13 protein-coding genes and 1 pseudogene are annotated in these 18,394 nt (G+C 74.9%); 3 read left to right on the top strand and 11 right to left on the bottom strand.

The window, feature by feature from the left end; genetic code table 11:
• The first annotated feature begins 93 nt into the window (after positions 1-93).
• Positions 94-2,436: an Orn/Lys/Arg family decarboxylase gene (locus ACZ4VL_RS00985; RefSeq protein WP_468193971.1), complete on the top strand. Its 2,343-nt coding sequence runs from the start codon at positions 94-96 to the stop codon at positions 2,434-2,436.
• A 120-nt stretch (positions 2,437-2,556) separates the two neighbouring features.
• Here ACZ4VL_RS00985 and ACZ4VL_RS00980 read toward each other — a convergent pair whose 3' ends face one another.
• The 8 genes and pseudogenes from ACZ4VL_RS00980 to ACZ4VL_RS00945 all read right to left on the bottom strand — a co-directional run bounded on the left by ACZ4VL_RS00980 (position 2,557) and on the right by ACZ4VL_RS00945 (position 12,529).
• The gene (locus ACZ4VL_RS00980) at positions 2,557-3,444 is read right to left on the bottom strand and encodes a calcium-binding protein (protein WP_468193969.1); all 888 of its coding nucleotides are present in this window, start codon (positions 3,442-3,444) and stop codon (positions 2,557-2,559) included.
• A gap of 315 nt (positions 3,445-3,759) precedes the next feature.
• Positions 3,760-4,470 (bottom strand): annotated as a pseudogene (locus tag ACZ4VL_RS00975) (IclR family transcriptional regulator domain-containing protein); the annotation flags it as partial.
• Between the two features lie 899 nt (positions 4,471-5,369).
• On the bottom strand, positions 5,370-5,957 hold the full coding sequence (locus ACZ4VL_RS00970; RefSeq protein WP_385838891.1) for an RNA polymerase sigma factor: 588 nt from the start codon (positions 5,955-5,957) through the stop codon (positions 5,370-5,372).
• Positions 5,958-6,328: 371 nt separating this feature from the next.
• Positions 6,329-7,687: an MFS transporter gene (locus ACZ4VL_RS00965; RefSeq protein ID WP_468193966.1), complete on the bottom strand. Its 1,359-nt coding sequence runs from the start codon at positions 7,685-7,687 to the stop codon at positions 6,329-6,331.
• Positions 7,688-7,775: 88 nt separating this feature from the next.
• Complete coding sequence (locus ACZ4VL_RS00960) at positions 7,776-9,794, bottom strand: prolyl oligopeptidase family serine peptidase (protein ID WP_468193964.1); 2,019 nt, start codon at positions 9,792-9,794, stop codon at positions 7,776-7,778.
• 70 nt (positions 9,795-9,864) lie between these two features.
• Positions 9,865-11,373 carry a glutamate synthase subunit beta gene (locus ACZ4VL_RS00955; protein WP_468193963.1) on the bottom strand — a complete coding sequence of 503 codons (1,509 nt, stop codon included), beginning with the start codon at positions 11,371-11,373 and terminating at the stop codon, positions 9,865-9,867.
• 188 nt (positions 11,374-11,561) lie between these two features.
• Positions 11,562-11,849, bottom strand: a complete 288-nt coding sequence (locus tag ACZ4VL_RS00950; protein WP_468193961.1) for a DUF6225 family protein — start codon at positions 11,847-11,849, stop codon at positions 11,562-11,564.
• A gap of 77 nt (positions 11,850-11,926) precedes the next feature.
• On the bottom strand, positions 11,927-12,529 hold the full coding sequence (locus ACZ4VL_RS00945; RefSeq protein WP_468193958.1) for a TetR/AcrR family transcriptional regulator: 603 nt from the start codon (positions 12,527-12,529) through the stop codon (positions 11,927-11,929).
• Positions 12,530-12,676: 147 nt separating this feature from the next.
• Between ACZ4VL_RS00945 and ACZ4VL_RS00940 the strand changes: the two genes are divergently transcribed.
• Positions 12,677-14,095, top strand: coding sequence for an amidase (locus ACZ4VL_RS00940; RefSeq protein WP_468193956.1), 1,419 nt, complete (start codon positions 12,677-12,679; stop codon positions 14,093-14,095).
• 27 nt (positions 14,096-14,122) lie between these two features.
• Here ACZ4VL_RS00940 and ACZ4VL_RS00935 read toward each other — a convergent pair whose 3' ends face one another.
• On the bottom strand, positions 14,123-15,277 hold the full coding sequence (locus tag ACZ4VL_RS00935) for a S8 family peptidase (RefSeq protein WP_468193953.1): 1,155 nt from the start codon (positions 15,275-15,277) through the stop codon (positions 14,123-14,125).
• 165 nt (positions 15,278-15,442) lie between these two features.
• Between ACZ4VL_RS00935 and ACZ4VL_RS00930 the strand changes: the two genes are divergently transcribed.
• Positions 15,443-16,000, top strand: a complete 558-nt coding sequence (locus ACZ4VL_RS00930) for a hypothetical protein (protein ID WP_468193950.1) — start codon at positions 15,443-15,445, stop codon at positions 15,998-16,000.
• A gap of 100 nt (positions 16,001-16,100) precedes the next feature.
• On the opposite strand, the gene ACZ4VL_RS00925 is transcribed toward ACZ4VL_RS00930, so the two are convergent.
• Both ACZ4VL_RS00925 and ACZ4VL_RS00920 read right to left on the bottom strand, forming a co-directional pair.
• The gene (locus ACZ4VL_RS00925; protein WP_468193947.1) at positions 16,101-17,735 is read right to left on the bottom strand and encodes an isovaleryl-CoA dehydrogenase; all 1,635 of its coding nucleotides are present in this window, start codon (positions 17,733-17,735) and stop codon (positions 16,101-16,103) included.
• Entirely contained in the window at positions 17,719-18,333 is a 615-nt protein-coding gene (locus ACZ4VL_RS00920; RefSeq protein WP_468193944.1) for a TetR/AcrR family transcriptional regulator, read from the bottom strand. Before ACZ4VL_RS00920 ends, ACZ4VL_RS00925 begins: the two co-directional genes overlap by 17 nt.
• Positions 18,334-18,394 lie beyond the last annotated feature (61 nt).

Below are 18,394 nucleotides of genomic sequence, written 5' to 3'. Positions count from 1 at the left end.
CGGCCGGAAGACTGCGCGGGACGGAACACCCGGCACTCCGGAACACCCGCACACCCGCACACCCGCCCCCGAGACAGCGAACGGCAACGGCACATGGCGAACGGCACGGTCCTGCTGGCACTGCGTGAGAATCCCCTCGGAGGCGGCGTCGGCGCCGAACATCTCCGCCGCATCGGAAAGGAGTTGGAGAGCCAGGGACTGGAACTCCGCTGGGCGGCCAACACCCGCGACGCCCGGGCCACGCTGCGCACGGAGGCGGGGCTCGCGGCGGCCGTGGTCGCCTGGGACCTCCCGCGCAGCCCCGCCGGCCCCGCCGAGGAAGGCGGCGGCAGTGACGTGCTCCGCCACATCGGGAGCCGCTTCAAGGACCTCCCGGTCTTCCTCGTCATGGCCGACGACTCCGACCAGGACCTGGAGCGGCTGCCGCTGTGGGTGTCGGAGACCGTGGTCGGCTACATCTGGCCGCTGGAGGACACCCCGTCCTTCATCGCCGGCCGCGTCGGCACCGCGGCCCGGAACTACCGCAAGGACGTCCTGCCGCCGTTCTTCAAGGCCCTGCGCCGGTTCGACGACGCGCACGAGTACTCCTGGCACACCCCCGCCCACTCCGGCGGCGTGGCCTTCCTCAAGTCCCCCGCCGGCCGGGCCTTCTTCGACTACTACGGCGAGCGCCTGTTCCGCACCGACCTGTCGATCTCGGTCGGGGAACTCGGCTCCCTCTTCGAACACAGCGGCCCGATCGGCGAGGCCGAGCGCAACGCGGCCCGCGTCTTCGGCTCCGACCGCACCTACTTCGTCCTGCACGGCGACTCCACCGCCGACCGCATGGTCGGCCACTACAGCGTCACCACCGACGAGATCGCCCTCGTGGACCGCAACTGCCACAAGTCGGTCCTGCACGGCCTGGTCATCTCCGGCGCCCGCCCCGTCTACCTGGTGCCGACCCGCAACGGCTACGGCCTGGCCGGCCCCCTGCCACCCGCCGAGACCACCGCGGAGAACGTCGCCGCCCGGATCGCCGCGAACCCGCTCACGGCGGGGGCGGTGTCCCGCGACGCCCCGTACGCGGTGCTGACCAACTCGACGTACGACGGCCTGTGCTACGACACCGCGGCCGCCGCCCGCGCCCTCGCCCCGAGCGCGCCGCGCCTGCACTTCGACGAGGCCTGGTTCGCGTACGCCCGCTTCCACCCCCTGTACGCCGGCCGCTACGGCATGGCCGTCGGCCCGGACGTCTTCCCGGACGGGGCAGAAGGGCCCGCACGGCCCACCGTGTTCGCCACCCAGTCCACGCACAAGCTGCTCGCCGCCCTCTCCCAGTGCGCGATGGTCCACGTCAGGTCGGCGCCCCGGGCTCCCGTCGTGCACGAGCGGTTCAACGAGACGTTCATGATGCACGGCACCACTTCCCCGCTGTACCCGGCGATCGCCTCCCTCGACGTGGCCACCGCCATGATGGACGGCCCCCAGGGGCGGTGGCTGATCGACGAGGCCGTGACCGAGGCGATCCGGTTCCGGCAGGCCGTCGTCCGCACGGGGCGCCGGATCGCCGCCGCCGGGGACCGGCCGTCCTGGTTCTTCGGGGTGTGGCAGCCCGACACGGTCACCGACCCGGCCACCGGCGAGCGCATCGCCTTCGAGGACGCACCCACCGCCCTGCTCGGCAGGGAGCCCCGCTGCTGGCAGCTCGAACCCGGCGCCGCGTGGCACGGCTTCCACGGTCTCACCGACGGCTACTGCCTGCTCGACCCGATCAAGGTCACCGTGACCTGCCCCGGCGTCACCGCCTCCGGCGAGACCTCGGAGTGGGGCGTCCCGGCCCGGGTCCTCACCGCGTACCTGGCCGCCCGTGGGATCGTGGTGGAGAAGACCGACAGCTACACCGCCCTGGTGCTGTTCTCCATGGGCATCACCAAGGGCAAGTGGGGCACGCTGATGGACGCCCTCATGGACTTCAAGGCCCTGTACGACGAGGACGCCCCGCTGGACCGGGTCCTTCCGGAGCTCGTCGAGCAGTTCCCGCGGCGCTACGCCCGCACCACGCTCGGCGCACTGTGCCGGCAGATGCACCGGCACCTCACCGACGGGGCGTTCATCGACGCCCTCGACGCCGCCTTCCGGGAACTGCCCGAGCCGGTAGCCCCGCCCCGGCACTGCTACCAGCAGCTCATCCGCGGCGGGACCGAGCGGGTCCGGCTCCGCAAGGCGGCCGACCGCGTCGCCGCGGCCATGGTGACGGTGACCCCGCCCGGCATCCCGGTCCTCATGCCCGGCGAGTCCACCGGCGCCGATGACGGCCCGCTGCTGCGCTACCTGCGCGCCCTGGAGGCCTTCGACCGGGCCTTCCCCGGCTTCGGCAGCGAGGCGCACGGCGTCACCGTCGACCCCGACAACGGCGACTACCTCATCGAGTGCGTACGCCGGCAGGACACCTGACCCGCGCCCTCGCACCGCGGGACGCCCGCGGCGCCCGGTACGTGGTGCGCGCCGTGCCCGAGCGCGAGGACGCGTTCGGGCACGGCACGCCTCCCGGACTTCACCCCGGTATCGGTGGGGCTAGGGCACGTTGGTCGTGGTCTCGCAGGCGACCGAGATGTCCGCGCCGCCCTTGCCGTCGCAGGAGTCCGTCGCGGCGTCGCCGCCGTCCATGACGTCGTTGCCGCCCGCAGCCGCGTCCGCCGTGCCGTCGACCGGGGCCGCCGGGGCGGGGGCCGGGGTGGCCGCGGGGGTGACCGCGGGCTTCGGGCGCGAGGCCGAGGGGGTGCCGGTGTCCCCGCGGCCGCGGGAGGCGTGGCCCGAGTTGCCGTCGCCGATGATCGTGTCCGCACCCGCGCCGCCCATGAGGACGTCGTTGCCCTCGCCGGTGGCCGTGGCCTCGGCGGAGGAGTCGCCGGTGATGTTGTCGTCGCCGGCGCCGCCGTCGACGACGTCGTTGCCGCCGCCGGAGGCGTTGATGCCGCCCCGGCTGTCGCCGACCAGGTGGTCGTTGCCGTCCCCGCCGAAGACCATGTCGTTGCCGCCGCCCGTGGCGCTGCCGCCGAAGGAGATGCTGTCGCCACCGACGCGGTCGTCGCCCGCGCCGCCGAAGACGATGTCGTTGCCGCCGCCGTCCACGCTCGCCCTGGTGCCGATCAGGTCGCCGCGCACGAGGTCGTTGCCCTCGCCGCCGTCGACCTGGTCGTTGCCGAGCCCGCCGGACACGGTGTCGTTGCCGGCGAGGGCGCAGATCACGTCGTCGCCGCCCTTGCCGTCGATGGTGTCGACGTCCGCCGACCCCACGATGACGTCGTTGCCCTCCGTTCCGTTGATCGTCCCGGAGCCGGTGATGGTCGCGACCCGCCCGAAGCAGGTCGCCTCCTCGGCCGCGTCGGCGGCCACCGTCGGGAATCCGAGGGAGAGCAGCGCTGCCGCCGCCAGGATCAGGTGGGACTTGCGGCCGGGCATACGGACCTCCGGTGGTCGCGCGGGGTGGGGGGGACTACCAACGTCGAACGCCTGAGGACCATATGGAGTGAAACGGTCAGAATCAATCAATAAGTGGGATGTTGGGGTCTTTTACCTTCGATCGGCCCCCACGGCGGGTGCCCGCTGTCCCCTGCGGAGCACCCGCCGTGTCCGGCGGCGGGCCCGCTACACCCCCGAGGGGCACCGGCCGGCTCTGTCCGTGCCGTCCGCTCCGTGACGGCACGCCCCCGGGCTCCGTCCCCCGCCCGGGGCCGTCTCCTGCCCGGTCCGCGGCTGCGGCTGCGGGCCTCCGGAGACGATGAGGGCGAGGAGGACCGCGGCCGCCTCGCTCTGCAGGATCCTGGCCGCCAGCCGCAGGCGCCGCGGGTCGGGGGCCGGCATGGACAGGGCCAGGCACTCCGCGTCCGGCCCGACCGTGATCGGCACCGCCGCGCACACCGTGCCGATGGCGTACTCCTGGAGGTCCAGCAGCGGTTCGTACGGCATCCGGGTGTCGAGCTCGCGGAACAGGTCCCGCTCGCTGGTCACGGTGTGCGGGGTGAACCGGTCGAGCCGGTGCCGGGCCAGGTGGTCCCTGCGGTCCGTGTACGGGAGCTGCATCAGCAGCGCCTTGCCGACCGCGGAGGCGTGCGCGGCGGCACGGAAGTCGACCCATTCCTCGACGGGCGGTGCGGTGGGCGAGTCCGCGTACTGGGTGATGGCGACCTCGCCGTCGGCGTAGCGGGCGAGGTACACGGCCGCGCCCACCGCGTCGCGGACCCGGGCCAGGGTCTCGTGCAGCCGGCCGGGCCCGTCGACGGCCTCGGTCAGGGTCAGGGCCGTCCCCGCCACATAGGCGCCCGGGCCGACCGGGGCCGCCAGCTCCGCCCGGACCAGCCGCTCCATCACCCGCGCCAGGACCCGCTGCGGCAGCCGCGTCAGCCGGCCGATCTGGGCCAGGCTCACCCCGCCGGAGAACCTCCCCACCACCTCCAGGACGCGCAGCGCCTGGTGTACGGCCTCCAGCGCGCCCGGAGCGCGCCCCGCCTCCGGAGAGCGGCGGGGGGCCGGGGGACGCTGCGGGGTCCGCTGCGGCGCCAGCGCCCAGGCGTCGGCCGCCCGGGTCAGCCGGGCGGGGTCGAGACGGGCGTGCCGGGCCAGGGCGACGGCGATCTGCGGGCCCGGGACGAAGACCTCCCCGAGGTCGGGGTCCTCCTCCGGCACGAGCCCGGCGACGGCCCGCCGCAGCCGGACGGCCGGCCGGTGACGGGCCCCGCCCCGACGGCCCGTGGCGGGCAGGGCGGTGAGGTCCTGGGTGGTGATGGGCGGCGAGGTCCAGATCACCGAGGCGGCGAGCGCCCCTTCGAGGTTGTCGGGCAGCGGCGGCGCCGGCAGGCCGCGGTCCGGGGGCAGGGCGCGGGCGTACCGCTTCCAGTGGCGGGCGGTGGCCACCTCGGCCCGCGCCAGGTGGTGCAGGTAGAGGCAGTGCGCGGCGGCCCGGGAGTCGGCGCCGGCCGCGTACTGGAACCAGAACCGGGCGCCCTCCCCGCGGCCCGCCAGGTGCAGCAGGCAGCCGAACAGCAGCGCGGACGCGGGGCCGTGGGGCCAGGACTGCGGGGCGAGGGCGTGCTCGGCGAGGGGTCTGCTGTCCACCAGTTGTCCGGCCAGGGCGTCGAGCGCTCTACCGGCCCGGACGTGGCAGGCCGCGTCCAGGACGAGGGAGTCGGCCTCGGCCCCGGCGGCGTGCCCGGGCGGAACCCCGGTCCCGGTGGTCCGGGCCGCGGCGCGGGCCCGGTCGGCGGCGACCCGGCGGGCGATGCGGCGCAGGGCCGCGTACTCGTCGTAGCCGGCGTACTCCTCGGCCAGCACCTGTGCGTCGGCCAGGGCGGCGGCCAGCTCGCAGCCGGTGGCGCCGCGGTCGCGCGTCATGTCGCCCACTGGCTCTTCTCCTCTCCGGGGGCCCAGTCCAGGCCGAGCTTCCGGGACAGGGTCCGGCGGGCGCCGCGGATGTGCGAGCGGACCGTGGCGGGGCTGATCCCCATCATCCGGGCGACGGTGTCGTAGTCGTTGCCCATCAGGAACGCGAGGAGGACGACGTCGTAGTGCCGCTCGGTCAGTTCGGCGATGGCCGCGTACAGCCCCAGCTTGGACTCCAGCAGTTCCAGCCGCTCCCGCGAGGCGCGGCGCAGGGCTGCGAACCAGGCCGTCTCCACCATGGCCACGGGCCGGCCCAGGACGGCGAGCCGGCGCTCGACGTGCTCGCGCAGGACGGCCCAGGCGAAGCCGTGCAGGCTCTCCTGGCGCAGGGCGTGCTGCCACACCTTCAGCAGGAAGGTGAACACGTCGTCGACGGTGTCCTCGGCGTCCCTGCGGGTGCCCAGTTGGAGGTGGGCGTAGCGCAGGTAGGCGCGGTGGTGCTGGGAATGGAAGGCCGTGAAGTCCACCGGCAGGACACCGGCCAGTTCGCTGGAGACCGCCTGGTCCGCGGATGGGTCGAACTCACCCTCGTTCATGCGCTACTCCCCCACAGCTGCTCGTCGCCGCGGAGGGGCGCGGCGGGTACCTCACGGTGACGGGGCCGGTCGTCGGTGCGGCGGCGGCCTTTATCAGCACGTGGGCAACTGTCTGGACGGCGTTCACGTCGGTACGCGACCTTCCGGTGGGATGGGGTGTCGGGAGGGGCCGGTTCCCGCTCCGGCACCCGGGAGTTCCGGAAAAGGGCTCCCCATCCTCAGCCCATCGCACCGGACGCCCGTTTGTGCACGCGTGGTCCACGAATTTCTTCGGAAATGGCGCATCCAGCGCAGTACGCGCCCCCTTGCATCCGGCATGCGCCGGTGCAGGTGGTCGATCCGGGGCGGGTCGCGGCCGCGCCCGCGGGCGGTCAGGCGCGCGTGCCGCTCTCCTGCGCCCCGGTCGCCCCGCCGGCCCGTGCCGCCCCGGCGGTCTCTTCGGCCACTTCGACCTCTGCCGCCTCCCGGGCCTCGCGGCGGCGCCGGGCGTCCCGGTCGGTCTGGGCGTCGTACGTCAGCAGGGCGGGCAGGAGGGCGCAGAGGGCCGCCACCGCGCCCACGCACAGCAGCCCGCCGCCCCAGAAGGCGGGACGGGTGCCGGTCCAGCCGGCCATCGTTCCGGCACGGACCTGGCCGAGCTGCGGGCCCACGCTGTACGAGAGCACCTCGATACCGGCGAGCCGTCCGCGCAGCTCCTCGGGGATCGTCTGGTTCCAGATGGTCGCCCGGCCGAGCCCGCTCAGCATGTCGCCGGCCCCCGCGACCGCCAGGCACAGCAGCACGACCCGGATGTCCGTGGACCAGCCCGCGCCCGCGACGGCCGCGCCCCAGACCGCCGCGCCGCACACCACGAACAGGCCGTGCCGGCGCACCCGCGAGGTCCAGCCGCTGGTGACGCCGAGCAGGAGCGAACCCACCGCGCCCGCCGAGTACATCAGGCCCAGCGCCCACACGGCGTCGAGCTCGTCGGCGAGGAAGGGGAAGAGCGTGTGGGGGAAGGCGAAGAACATCGCCGCGAGGTCCACGGCGTAGGTGCCCAGCAGCACCGGCCGGCCCCACGCGTACCGCGCGCCCTCGGCGATCCCGCGCAGCGAGGGCCGCTCCGCGCCCGGCGCGGGCGGAGCCGGGGCCAGCCGGGTGCACAGGGCGACGGAGACGGCGAACCCGACGACGGTGACGGCGTACGCGGCGGCGTACCCGGCGTAGGCGACGACCAGGCCGGCGAGCGCCGGGCCGGCGATCGCGCCGATCTGGTAGCGCAGGGCGTTGAGCGCGGCGGCCGCGGTCATCTGCTCGTGCGGCACGATCCGCGCCAGCAGCGAGTCCAGGGCTGGCCGCTGGAGGCCGGAGAGTGCGGAGACGCCGGCCGCGACCACGTACAGCGGCCACAGCAGCGGATCCGGCAACAGGGCGTTGACGAGCAGGAGCAGGGCCAGCAGGCCGAGGCCCGCCTCGCTCAGCAGGATGAGCCGACGCCGGTCGAGGGCGTCGGCGAGCGCGCCCCCGTACAGTCCGAAGACGACGAGCGGGACGAGTTCCACCGCGCCCATCGCGCCCACCGCGAGCGGGGAGCCGGTCAGCTCCTTGATCTGCAGCGGCAGGGCGATCATTGCCATGAAGGAGCCGAAGAAGGTGACCGCGCCCTGGAAGAAGAGGGTGCGGAAGTCACGGCTGGAACGCCACGGCGAGAGATCGGGCAACAGCTTCGGCAGGCGGCGGGTGGTACTCACAGCGGTTCATGGTCCGTGAGGGCCGCGGCGGACGGCAAAGCATTTTCCGCCCGCCCGCCGCGGCTCCCCGACCACCGGCCGGGAGCGGTCAGGACGCTGCGTCGTCGCCGAGGTGCTGCCACAGGAAGGTGTAGGCGAGGGCCTGGTTGTGGGCGGCCTGTTCGTTGTCGGATGCGCCGCCGTGGCCGCCGCCGGTGTTCTCGTGGAACAGGACGCGGTGGCCGAGCTCCCGCAGCCGGGCCGCGGTCTTCCGGGCGTGGCCGGGGTGCACCCGGTCGTCGCGGGTGGAGGTCATCAGCAGCACCGGCGGGTACGGCCGCCCTGCGGCGAGGTTGTGGTACGGGGAGATGTCCTGAAGGTGCGGCCGGTCGGCCTCGGTGTCGGGGTCGCCGTACTCGGCGATCCAGGACGCACCGGCCAGCAGCCGGTGGTAGCGCAGCATGTCGAGGAGCGGGACCTTGGCGACGACCGCGCCGAACAGCTCCGGGTACCGGACGAGCATGGCACCCATGAGCAGGCCGCCGTTGCTGGCGCCGGTGATGCCGAGCCGCTCGGGGGTGGTGATGCCGCGGGCGGTGAGGTCCGCGGCGACGGCGGCGAAGTCCTCGAAGGCGCGGACCCGGTCGGCGCCGAGGGCGGCCTGGTGCCAGGCGGGGCCGTACTCGGCGCCGCCGCGGATGTTGGCGACGACGAAGGTGCCGCCGCGGGCGAGCCAGGCGCGGCCGGTGACGGCGTTGTAGCCGGGGGTCTGCTGGTCGCGGAAGCCGCCGTAGCCGTAGAGCAGTGCGGGGCCGGGCCGCTCGCGGTCGGCGGGGCCGACGACGAAGTAGGGCACGGCGGTGCCGTCCCGCGAGGTGGCGAAGAACTGCCGTACGTCCAGGCCGGCGGTGTCGAAGCGGGCGGGGGCCCGCTTGAGCACCTCGGAGTCGCCGCCGATGTGGCCGCGGGTGAGGGTGGAGGGCTGGAGGAAGCCGTCCACGTCGAGGAAGTACTCGTCGGAGGTGTCCGGGTCGGTGTCGGTGATGCACGCGGAGGACAGCGGCGGCACGTCGGCGAGCGGGCGGCGGCTCCAGCCGTCGGGGCCGGGGGTGAGGACCTCCAGCCGGGTGGCGACGTCGGCCAGCGTGTCCAGGACCAGGTGGTGGCGGGTCCAGCAGTGGCCCGACAGGGCGGTGCGCCCGTCGGGGGTGAACAGGGCGTGGGCGGTGCGGTCGCCCGCCATGAAGGCCTCGAAGTCGAACACGAGGAGCGAGCCGGCCGGGTGGCCGAGCCAGGGGCTCTTCGGGGTGACGACCAACCACTGCCGGTACGCGTACGCCCCGGCGTCGGCCGGCACGTCGATCCTGACCAGCCGGTCGCCGTCGGCGAGCAGGTGCAGCTCGTGGTGGAAGAAGTCGGTGGCGCGGGAGACGAAGGCCCGCTCGAAGCCGGGCGTGGCGTCGTACCAGCCGGAGGCGGAGACGTCCGCGTGTTCGGCCTCGAAGACGGTCTCGGCGTCCTCCAGGGCGGTGCCGCGCCGCCAGCGGCGGACGGTGCGCGGGTAGCCGGAGGCCGTCAGGGAGTCGGGGCCGAGGTCGGCGCCGATGAAGACGGTGTCCTCGTCGATCCAGGCGACCCGGGTCTTCGCCTCGGCGACCTCGAAGCCCCCTTCGACGAACTCCCGGTCGTCCAGGTCGAATTCGCGGACCACGACCGCGTCGGAGCCGTCCCGCGAGAGCATGACCAGCGCGCGCCGGTAGTCCGGGTAGCGGACGGCGGCCCCGGCCCACACCCACTCCTCGCCGTCCGCCGCCGCGAGGGCGTCGACGTCGAGGAGGACCTCCCAGGCGGGATCGTCCTTGCGGTACTGCTCCAGCGTGGTGCGCCGCCAGACGCCCTTCGGCCGGTCGGCGTCCCGCCAGTAGTCGTAGAGGTACGCCCCGCGGCGGACGGTGTAGGGGATGCGCTCGGCGTCGTCGAGCACCTCGCGCAGTGCGCCGCGCAGTGCCTCGAAGCGGGGGTCCGAGGTGAGCGCGGCGGCGGTCTCCGCGTTCCGCTCGGCGACCCAGCCCAGCGCGGCCTCGCCCTCGACGTCTTCCAACCACAGGAACGGATCTTCACCAGTCACCCCATGATTGTGCCGTCCGGGCCGGCCGCCCGGTGACGCATCCCCCTCCGGACCGCGGCCGCGCCGCCGCTCAGGGCCTCATGGGGCGGTCGTGCGCACACACGGGCGCGGGGAGGGAGGTCGAGCCGGTGAGGTAGCGGTCGACGGCGGCGGCCGCCGCCCGGCCCTCCGCGATGGCCCACACCACCAGGGACTGCCCGCGCCCGGCGTCCCCGGCAACGAACACCCCGTCGGCGCGGTCCGGGCCGCCGGCTGCGGGGGCCGGCTGCGGGAGGGCCGCGAAACCGGGGGTGCGGGCGTAGGCGCCGCGATCGTCCCGGGTGAGGCCGAGCTGCTCCTCCAGGGCGGCGGCCCGTTCCGGTCCCGAGAAGCCGAGGGCCAGCAGGACCAGTCCGGCCTCGATGACCCGCTCGGTCCCGGGGACGGGCAGCCGGGTCACCGGTTCCACCTCGGTCAGGCGCAGGGCCCGTACCCGGCCCTGCGCGTCGCCGTCGAAGTGCAGGGTGGCGTGGGCGAAGATCCGCGGGTCGTCGCCGTGGCGGTCGCGGGCCTCCTGGTGGGCGTGGGAGATCCGGTAGACCTTCGGGTACACGGGCCAGGGCTCGATGTCGGAGCGGCCGGGGCCGGGCTCCGGGTTGATGTCGAGCTGCACCACCGACCGGGCGCGCTGCCGCAGGGCGGTGCCGAGGCAGTCGGAGCCGGTGTCCCCACCGCCCACGATCACCACGTGCCGGCCCTCGGCGCTGATCGGGGCCGCCGCGAGGTCGCCCTCCTGGACCCGGTTCGCGCCGGTGAGGTACTCCATGGCCTGGTGGATGCCGTGCAGGCCGCGGCCCGGTACGGGCAGCTCGCGGCGCTCGCCGGCGCCGACCGCGACGACGACGGCGTCGTGCCGTCTGCGCAGGTCGGCCGGGTCGACGCCGCCCCCGACGTACGCCCCGGTGCGGAAGACGGTGCCCTCGTCGCGCATCTGCGCGATACGGCGGTCAAGGTGCGACTTCGCCATCTTGAAGGCGGGGATGCCGTAGCGGAGCAGCCCGCCGATCCGGTCGGCGCGCTCGTGGACGACGACGGTGTGCCCGGCCCGGGTCAGTTGCTGGGCCGCGGCGAGCCCGGCCGGGCCCGACCCTATGACGGCCACGGTCCGGCCGGTCGCCCGGGCGGGCGGGACGGGGGCGGTGTACCCGTGTGCCCAGGCCTGGTCGGCGATGGTCTGCTCGACGTTCTTGATGGTGACCGGGTCGGAGTTGATCGCGAGGACGCAGGAGTCCTCGCAGGGGGCGGGGCAGAGCCGGCCGGTGAACTCCGGGAAGTTGTTGGTCGCGTGGAGCCGGTCCGAGGCCGCCTGCCAGTCGCCGTGCGCGGCGTACGCGTTCCACTCGGGTATGAGGTTGCCGAGCGGGCAGCCGGCGTGGCAGAAGGGGATCCCGCAGTCCATGCACCGGTTGGCCTGTGCGGACACCAGGGGCAGCAGGGCCTGCCCGGCGTGCACCTCCTGCCAGTCGCCGAGCCGCTCGCCCGAGGGCCGGGCCGGGACGGGGCTGCGGGGGGTGCGGAGGAAACCGTGCGGATCGGTCATGCGCCGCCTCCCAGGCTCACGGGCGGTTCCGGCGTTCAGACCAGGCTACGCCGGGTGGGCCGCACCGTCCCGGCGACCGCCCGGCACCCGCCTGACGCCTGCCCGGCCCTGCCCCGGCGACCTTCCGGCATGCGCATCCGCCCGGGCCGCGCCCGCCCTCGCGGGGCGGGGGTCGGCCGGCGGGCCGGTCAGTCCAGGTCGAGGTGGTAGACGCCGGCCGTGGCGTCGGCGAAGAGCGTGAACTGCACCCGGGGCTCGGCCGGACCAGTCGTGGCGCCCGCGCCGCCCGCGTCGCCGTCCATGTCGAGCTCCACCGGTTCGGCGTCCACGAGGACGTACTCGCCGTAGCTCTCGAAGTCGCCGGGGCCGTCCGCGACGCCGATGTGGATCGGGGTGTCGTCGGGCAGTGCGGCCAGCACCTCGCGCAGCCGGCCGGCGGTCCATACCTGGGGGTTGTGATCGAACGTCTCAGCCATGCGGAGACAGTAGAGGCACGCGGGTCACCGGCGGCCGCGCCGCGCCGAACGGTTTTTCCCGGACACAGGTCAGTTTTTCAGGGCGTGTTGACACCCTCCCAGAGGGCGGCCAGGTGGGCGTGCAGGACGTCCTGCGCCTGGTCCGCGCTGAGGTGGCCGATGAGGACGTGCGCGGTCAGTCCGTCGGCGAGGGCGAGGAGGGTGCGGGCCTGCCGGGCCGGGTCCGGGTGGGCGGCCGCGTCCCCGGCGGCCTCCGTGACGAGTCGGGTGAACACGTCCTGCAGGACTGTGTAGTTGGCCCGCACCGCCCGGGCCAGCGGCTCGCTGACGGCGGCCTGGGCGAGGAAGGCCAGCCACACCCGGGCCTCGGCGCGGTGCTCGCCCCGCAGGAGGGCGACCTCGGTGGCGGCGTGGCCCAGGGCGGTGCCGGCCGACTGGGCGGGGCTGCGGACCAGGCGGGCCCGTACGCGCTCGCCGATGCGGTCGCCGATGTGGCCGAGGGCGAAGAGGAGCATCTCCTCCTTGGTGCGGAAGCACCGCTGGACGGCGCCCATCGACACCTGGGCGCGCTCGGCGACGTCGCGCAGGGTGACGCCCTCCAGGCCGCTCTCGTCGGCGAGCGCACAGACGGCCTCGGCGATCCGGCGGCGCCGGCCTTCGTGGTCCACCTGCCGGGGCATGTGCGTCTCCTGTCCTGGTGTGCCGGGCGGGTCGTTCGGGGCCGTGCACGGCCGCACGGGGCACTTTATTCGATGCAACCGCATCGGTTCCTGGGTTATCGTTCCGATGCAAGCGCATCACAACGAGTACGGGGAGGTGGGGACGTCGTGCGCGATCCCCTGTGGCAGCTGTCGGCGGCGGAGCAGGCAGAGGCGGTGCGCCGGGCGGAGGTCTCGGCGGTGGAGCTGGTGGACAGCCACCTGGAGCGGATCGCCGAGGTCAACCCGCAGGTGAACGCGGTCACCCAGCTGATGGCGGAACGGGCCCGGGCGGACGCGGCCGCCCTCGACCGGCGGCGCGCGGCCGGCGAGGAGCCGGGGCCGCTCGCGGGCGTGCCGTTCACCGTGAAGGAGACCACGGCGGTGGCGGGGGTGCCGACCACGTTGGGCGCGGAGCGGTTCCGGGACCTGGTGGCGGCCGCGGACGCGCCCCCGGTGGCGCGGCTGCGCGCGGCCGGGGCGATCCCCGTCGGGCACTCCAACATGCCGACGCTGGTCCTGGCCGGAATGCACACGCGCAGCCAACTGTTCGGGGACACGGTGAACCCGTGGGACCCGGCCCGGACCCCCGGCGGGACCAGCGGGGGCGACGCGGTGGCCGTAGCCACCGGCATGGCGGCGCTCGGACTCGGCAACGACTCCGGCGGGTCGCTGCGCGTCCCGGCCCACTTCTGCGGGGTCGCGGCGCTCAAGCCGACGACCGGCCGGTTCCCCGCGGACCACCGCGTCCTCGGCCCCGAGGACCCCGGACCGGCCTCGCAGATGCTGGTCACCGACGGCCCGCTGGCCCGCCGGGTACGCGATCTGCGGCTGGCGTACGAGGTCCTGGCCGGGGCCGATCCCCGCGACCCGCGGGCGCTGCCCGTACCGGTCCGCGGGGAACCGCTGCCGGGGCCGGTCAGGGTCGCGGTGGTGGCGGACCCGGGCGGGCACGGCGTCCACCCGGAGGTGCGGGCGGCAGTGGAGGCGGCGGCGGAGGCGCTGCGCGACGCCGGGTACGACGTGCGCGAGGTGGCGGACGTGCCGCGGCTGGACGAGACGCTGGAGGCGTACGACCGGATCATCATGACGGAGTTCGCACCGTCCTGGCCGGCGGTGCGGGGGCTGCTCGGGCCGGAGGGGAGCCGCTACATCGAGATGGCGATGGAGCGGACGCCTCCGGTGGACGCGGCCGGTCTGGTCCGGCTGATGGGCACCTGGCTGGGCGTCCGCCGCTCGTGGGCGGAGTTCCTGGACGAGTGGCCGCTGCTGCTCGGGCCGTCGTTCACCGAACCGCCCGTCGAACCGGGTCTGGAGTCACGGGACCGGGCGGGCCGGGACCGGGTCGCGGCGGGCCTGCGCCTGTGCACGGCCACCAGCTTCGCGGGCCTGCCCGCGGTGGCCGTGCCGACCGGGACGGACGCCGACGGGCTGCCGAGCGGGGTGCAGATCGTCGGGCGGGCGTTCCGCGAGGACCTGTGCCTGGACGCGGCCCAGGCGGTGGAGGACCGGCTCGGCGTCCTGACCCCGGTCGACCCGCGCGGCTGAGACGTGCCCCCGCCCGACCCGCCCCCGCTACCTGCCGCTCACGTCGAGCAGCCGGTTGGGGGTCTGGGGCGGGACCCCCGTCAGGACGTCCCGGGAGGCCCGTTCGGTGATCCAGGCGCGGACCTGCGCCGGGGTGGCGTCCGGATGCGCGGACAGGTACAGCGCGACGGCACCGGCCACGTGCGGGGCGGCCCACGAGGTGGCGATGGCGTCGCTCGTGACGGTGCCCCCGCCCGCCGCCGCGGAGGTGATCTTCTCTCCGGGGGCGTACAGGTCGACGCAGGTGCCGTACCCGGAGCCGAACGCGTCGCTGTCCCGCCAGTGCTTGTCGTCGGCGGTGGAGGCGGCCACCACGAGCGCGCCGCGCGCCCCGGCCGGGGAGTGCGAGCAGGCGTCGTCGGAGAAGTTGCCCGCCGAGACGACGACGGGGATGCCCGAGGCGATCAGGCGCTCGACGGCGGCGTCGAGGGCGGCGGAGGGCTTTTCCAGGTTGAGGGACATGTTGACCACCGCCGGGCGGCGGGCGTGTTCGGCCACCCAGTCCACCGCCTTGACGACGGAGTCCCCGGCGGCCGGGCCGGCGTCCTTCGCCCGCGCCGAACTGCCCCTGCCCTCCTCGCAGGCGATGGCCTGGACGCGGACGAGTTCGGCGCGCGGGGCGACGCCGAAGGTGCGGCCGCCGATGATGCCGGACACGAACGTGCCGTGCCCCAGCCCGCCGCCGTCGAGGCAGTCGCCGGCGTCCGGGTCGCCGACGAAGTCGGCGCCGAGGGAGGCGCGGCCGCCGAACTCCGCGTGTTTCACGTCCAGGCCGGTGTCGAGCACGTAGACGCGTACGCCTCTGCCGTCGGTACCGGGGGCGAAGGTCCCGTCGAGCGGCCGGCTGCGCTGGTCGATCCGGTCCAGGTTCCAGGAGACCCCCGTACGGGGGGCGGGCGCGGCGCCGGGCTTCCCGGACGGCGGCGTACCGCCCGAGGGGTCGCCGGACGGGCGGGGCGCGCCGGAGGCACCGCCGCCGCCCGGCGGGACGGTCGGCGCGGGCCCGGGTGCACCGGAGGAGGCCGTGGAGGGGCCGGGAGTGCCCGGGGTGGCCGGGTCCTCGGTCGGGGAGCAGGCCGAGAGCCCGATGAGTGCCACCGCCACCGCGGTGGCCGCCATCACGTGGGTGCGTGCGCGTGCCATGTCCGTCCCCCCGTCGCCGATGCGGCCGTCTGCCGCCGGGGGCGGAGACGTCCGGGGCGGCGGCGCGGTTGCACGCGACAAATTGGATCTTCAACCACGTCTGGTGTAGAACACATCACCGATCAGGCATGATCACAACACGTTTCAGCCATCGGGGGATTTGACATGAGGTCAACTCGACGTACCATCAGCGCGCTTGCGCTCGTCGCCGCGCTCGGCTCCGTCGCGGCCTGCGGGCCCGAGGACACACAGGCGGGCGGCACCGCAGGCGCCTCCGGCGCGTCCGCCCAGCCTTCCGCGAAGCCGTCCGCCAAGGCGCCCGCGGGCGGGAGCCCTTCCGCCGGCGCCGCCGCGCCGGGCGGCGACTGCGGGCAGCCGCCGAAGCTGCCGGCCGGCCACAAGATGGTCGAGGTCGCCGTACCGCCGTCGAAGGGCTCGATGTCCGCCAAGGACGCCCAGCCGGAGTGCACGCCGAACGACTGGATCTACCACGGCAAGGGCGAGGCGAAGTACTACCTGTTCGCCGAGGAGGTCAAGGCGGAGCTGTCCACCGGCTCCGGCTCCACCAAGACCGTCCCGGTCGGCGAGCTGTGGATGCACGCCGGCGACTGCCTGACGAACACCCCTGTGAAGCAGCCGTACACCTGCTCGGGCAGCATCTACGACATCACCGTCGACGGCGAGGGCAAGATCAAGACCATCAAGGAGGTCTGGCACCCGTAAGGGGCGCCGCATCCCCGGGGCCGGGGTCGGCAGCGGTCCCGCCGCCGGCCTCGGCCCCGGCCATCGGCCCGGGGCCCGGCCCCGGCCATGTCCCTCGGCGTCAGGCGGCCGTCGTACGGACCCGGGCGAGGACGCCCTCGGTGTCCACCCCGGTCGGGAGGGTGCCGTACGCGCCGCCGTGCCCCCCGCCCAGCCGGGAGGCGCAGAACGCGTCGGCGACGGCGGCCGGTGCGTGCCGCAGCAGCAGCGACGCCTGGAACACCAGGGCCATCGTCTCGGTCAGCTGCCGGGCCCGGTACTCGGCCTCGTCGGGGTCGGCGAGCTGCTTGTGCAGCCCCACCACCGCCGCGTCCAGGTGCCGGTCGGCACCCGCGGCAAGCCCCACTTCGGCGAAGAACGCCTCCACGGTCTCCGGCTGCCGGGCCATGGCCCGCAGCCCGTCCAGCGCGGCCACGTTCCCCGAGCCCTCCCAGATGGACGACAGCGGGGCCTCCCGGTACAGGCGGGGCATGCCCGAGTCCTCGATGTAGCCGTTGCCGCCCAGGCATTCCAGGGCCTCGGCCGCGTGCCCGGGGGCCCGCTTGCACACCCAGTACTTGGTCACGGCCAGCCCCAGCCGGCGCAGCAGGGCCTCGTCCCCGTCGCCCCTGGCGACCCGGTCCGTGGCCCCGGCCAGCCGCATCGCGACCGCGGTGGCGGCCTCCGACTCCAGCGCCAGGTCGGCGAGGACGTTGCGCATCAGGGGCTGGTCGATCAGGGCCTTGCCGAACGCGCGCCGGTGGGTGGCGTGGTGCACCGCCCGGATCACGCCGAGGCGCATCCCGGACGCCCCGCCGAGGACGCAGTCGAGACGGGTCATGTTGACCATCTCGATGATGGTGGCGACCCCGCGCCCCTCCTCCCCCACCAGCCAGCCGAAGGCCTCGTCGTACTCGATCTCGGCGGAGGCGTTGGAGCGGTTGCCCAGCTTGTCCTTGAGCCGCTGGAGCAGCAGGCGGTTGCGGCTGCCGTCGGGCAGCACCCGCGGCAGCAGGAAGCAGGACAGCCCTCCCGGGGCCTGCGCCAGGGTGAGGAAGACGTCCGACATGGGCGCCGAGGTGAACCACTTGTGCCCGGTCAGCCGGTACGTGCCGTCCCCGGCGGGGACGGCGGTCGTGGTGTTGGCGCGGACGTCGGAGCCGCCCTGCTTCTCGGTCATCGACATGCCGGCGATCAGCCCGCGCTTGCTGTCGGGGCGGCGCAGCCCGAAGTCGTAGGTGCGGGAGGCGAGCAGCGGCTCCAGCCACTCGGCGAGTGCGGGCGTCGCGCGCAGGGCGGGGACGGCCGCGTACGTCATGGAGACCGGGCAGGTGTGGCCCGCCTCGACCTGGCTCCAGACGAGGAACTTCGCCGCGCGGGCGACGTGTGCGCCCGGCCGGTCGTCGGCCCAGGGGGCGGCGTGCAGGCCGTGGCCGACGGCGGTGCGCATCAGCTCGTGCCAGTACGGGTGGAACTCGACCTCGTCGACGCGGTGGCCGTAGCGGTCGTGGGTGTGCAGCACGGGAGGGTTCTCGTTGGCCAGGCGCCCCCAGTCCGCGGCCCGTTCGGAGCCGGCGAGGACGCCGAGCGCGTGCAGCTCGGGCGCCGCCCAGCCGGCTCCCTCGCGGTCGAGGGCCGCCAGCAGGGCCGGGTCGTCGGCGGCGTCGTAGCCGTGGTGCGGCGGTACCTGGTTGGTGACCTCATGCGTCTGCGGCATCGTGTCCTCCAAGGGCGCGCAGGGTGAAGGTGATCAGGCCGGGGATGACGTCGCCGGGGGCCGCGTCGCCGTCGGCGAGGGGCCCGACGAGGGCCTCGGCGATGGCGCCGACCAGTGCGGCGGCGGTCAGCTCGGGGTTCTGCGGGGGCAGTTCGCCGGCGGCCACGCCCGCGGCGATCCGCTCGGCGTACACGTCGCGGAAGGCGCGGCGGAAAACGAGGCGTTCGGTGTCGACGGCCGGGTCGGCGGGCTCCGCGAGGAGGGCGAAGGCCCGCCGGGGGGCCTGGAGCGCCCGGGAGGCGAAGGTCTCCACCGCGGCGGCCACCCGCCGGGCGGCCGTTCCGGGGCGGTCCGCGGCGGCGGCGACCGCCTCCAGCTCGCGGGCGACCAGGGTGCGGAAGAGCGCGGCGGCGAGCTCGGACTTGCCGGAGAAGCACTGGTAGACGCTGCCGGTGGAGATGCCGGCCTCGGCCGCGATCGCCGCGACGGAGCAGCCGCCGTACCCCTCCCGGGAGAGCAGACGGACGGCGGCTTCCAGCACCCGGTCGCGGCGGGCGTCGAGTCGGGCCTGCACGGCAGGGGGGCGACGGTAGGGCATGGGAAGGATTGAAGCACCGATTCACCGCTTCACGGAAGCCCCGGCCGGCCACCCGCGGCCG

It is taken from the genome of Streptomyces sp. NPDC029014 (genome assembly GCF_055564695.1).
This window is presented reverse-complemented; position numbering and strand designations above follow the sequence as displayed.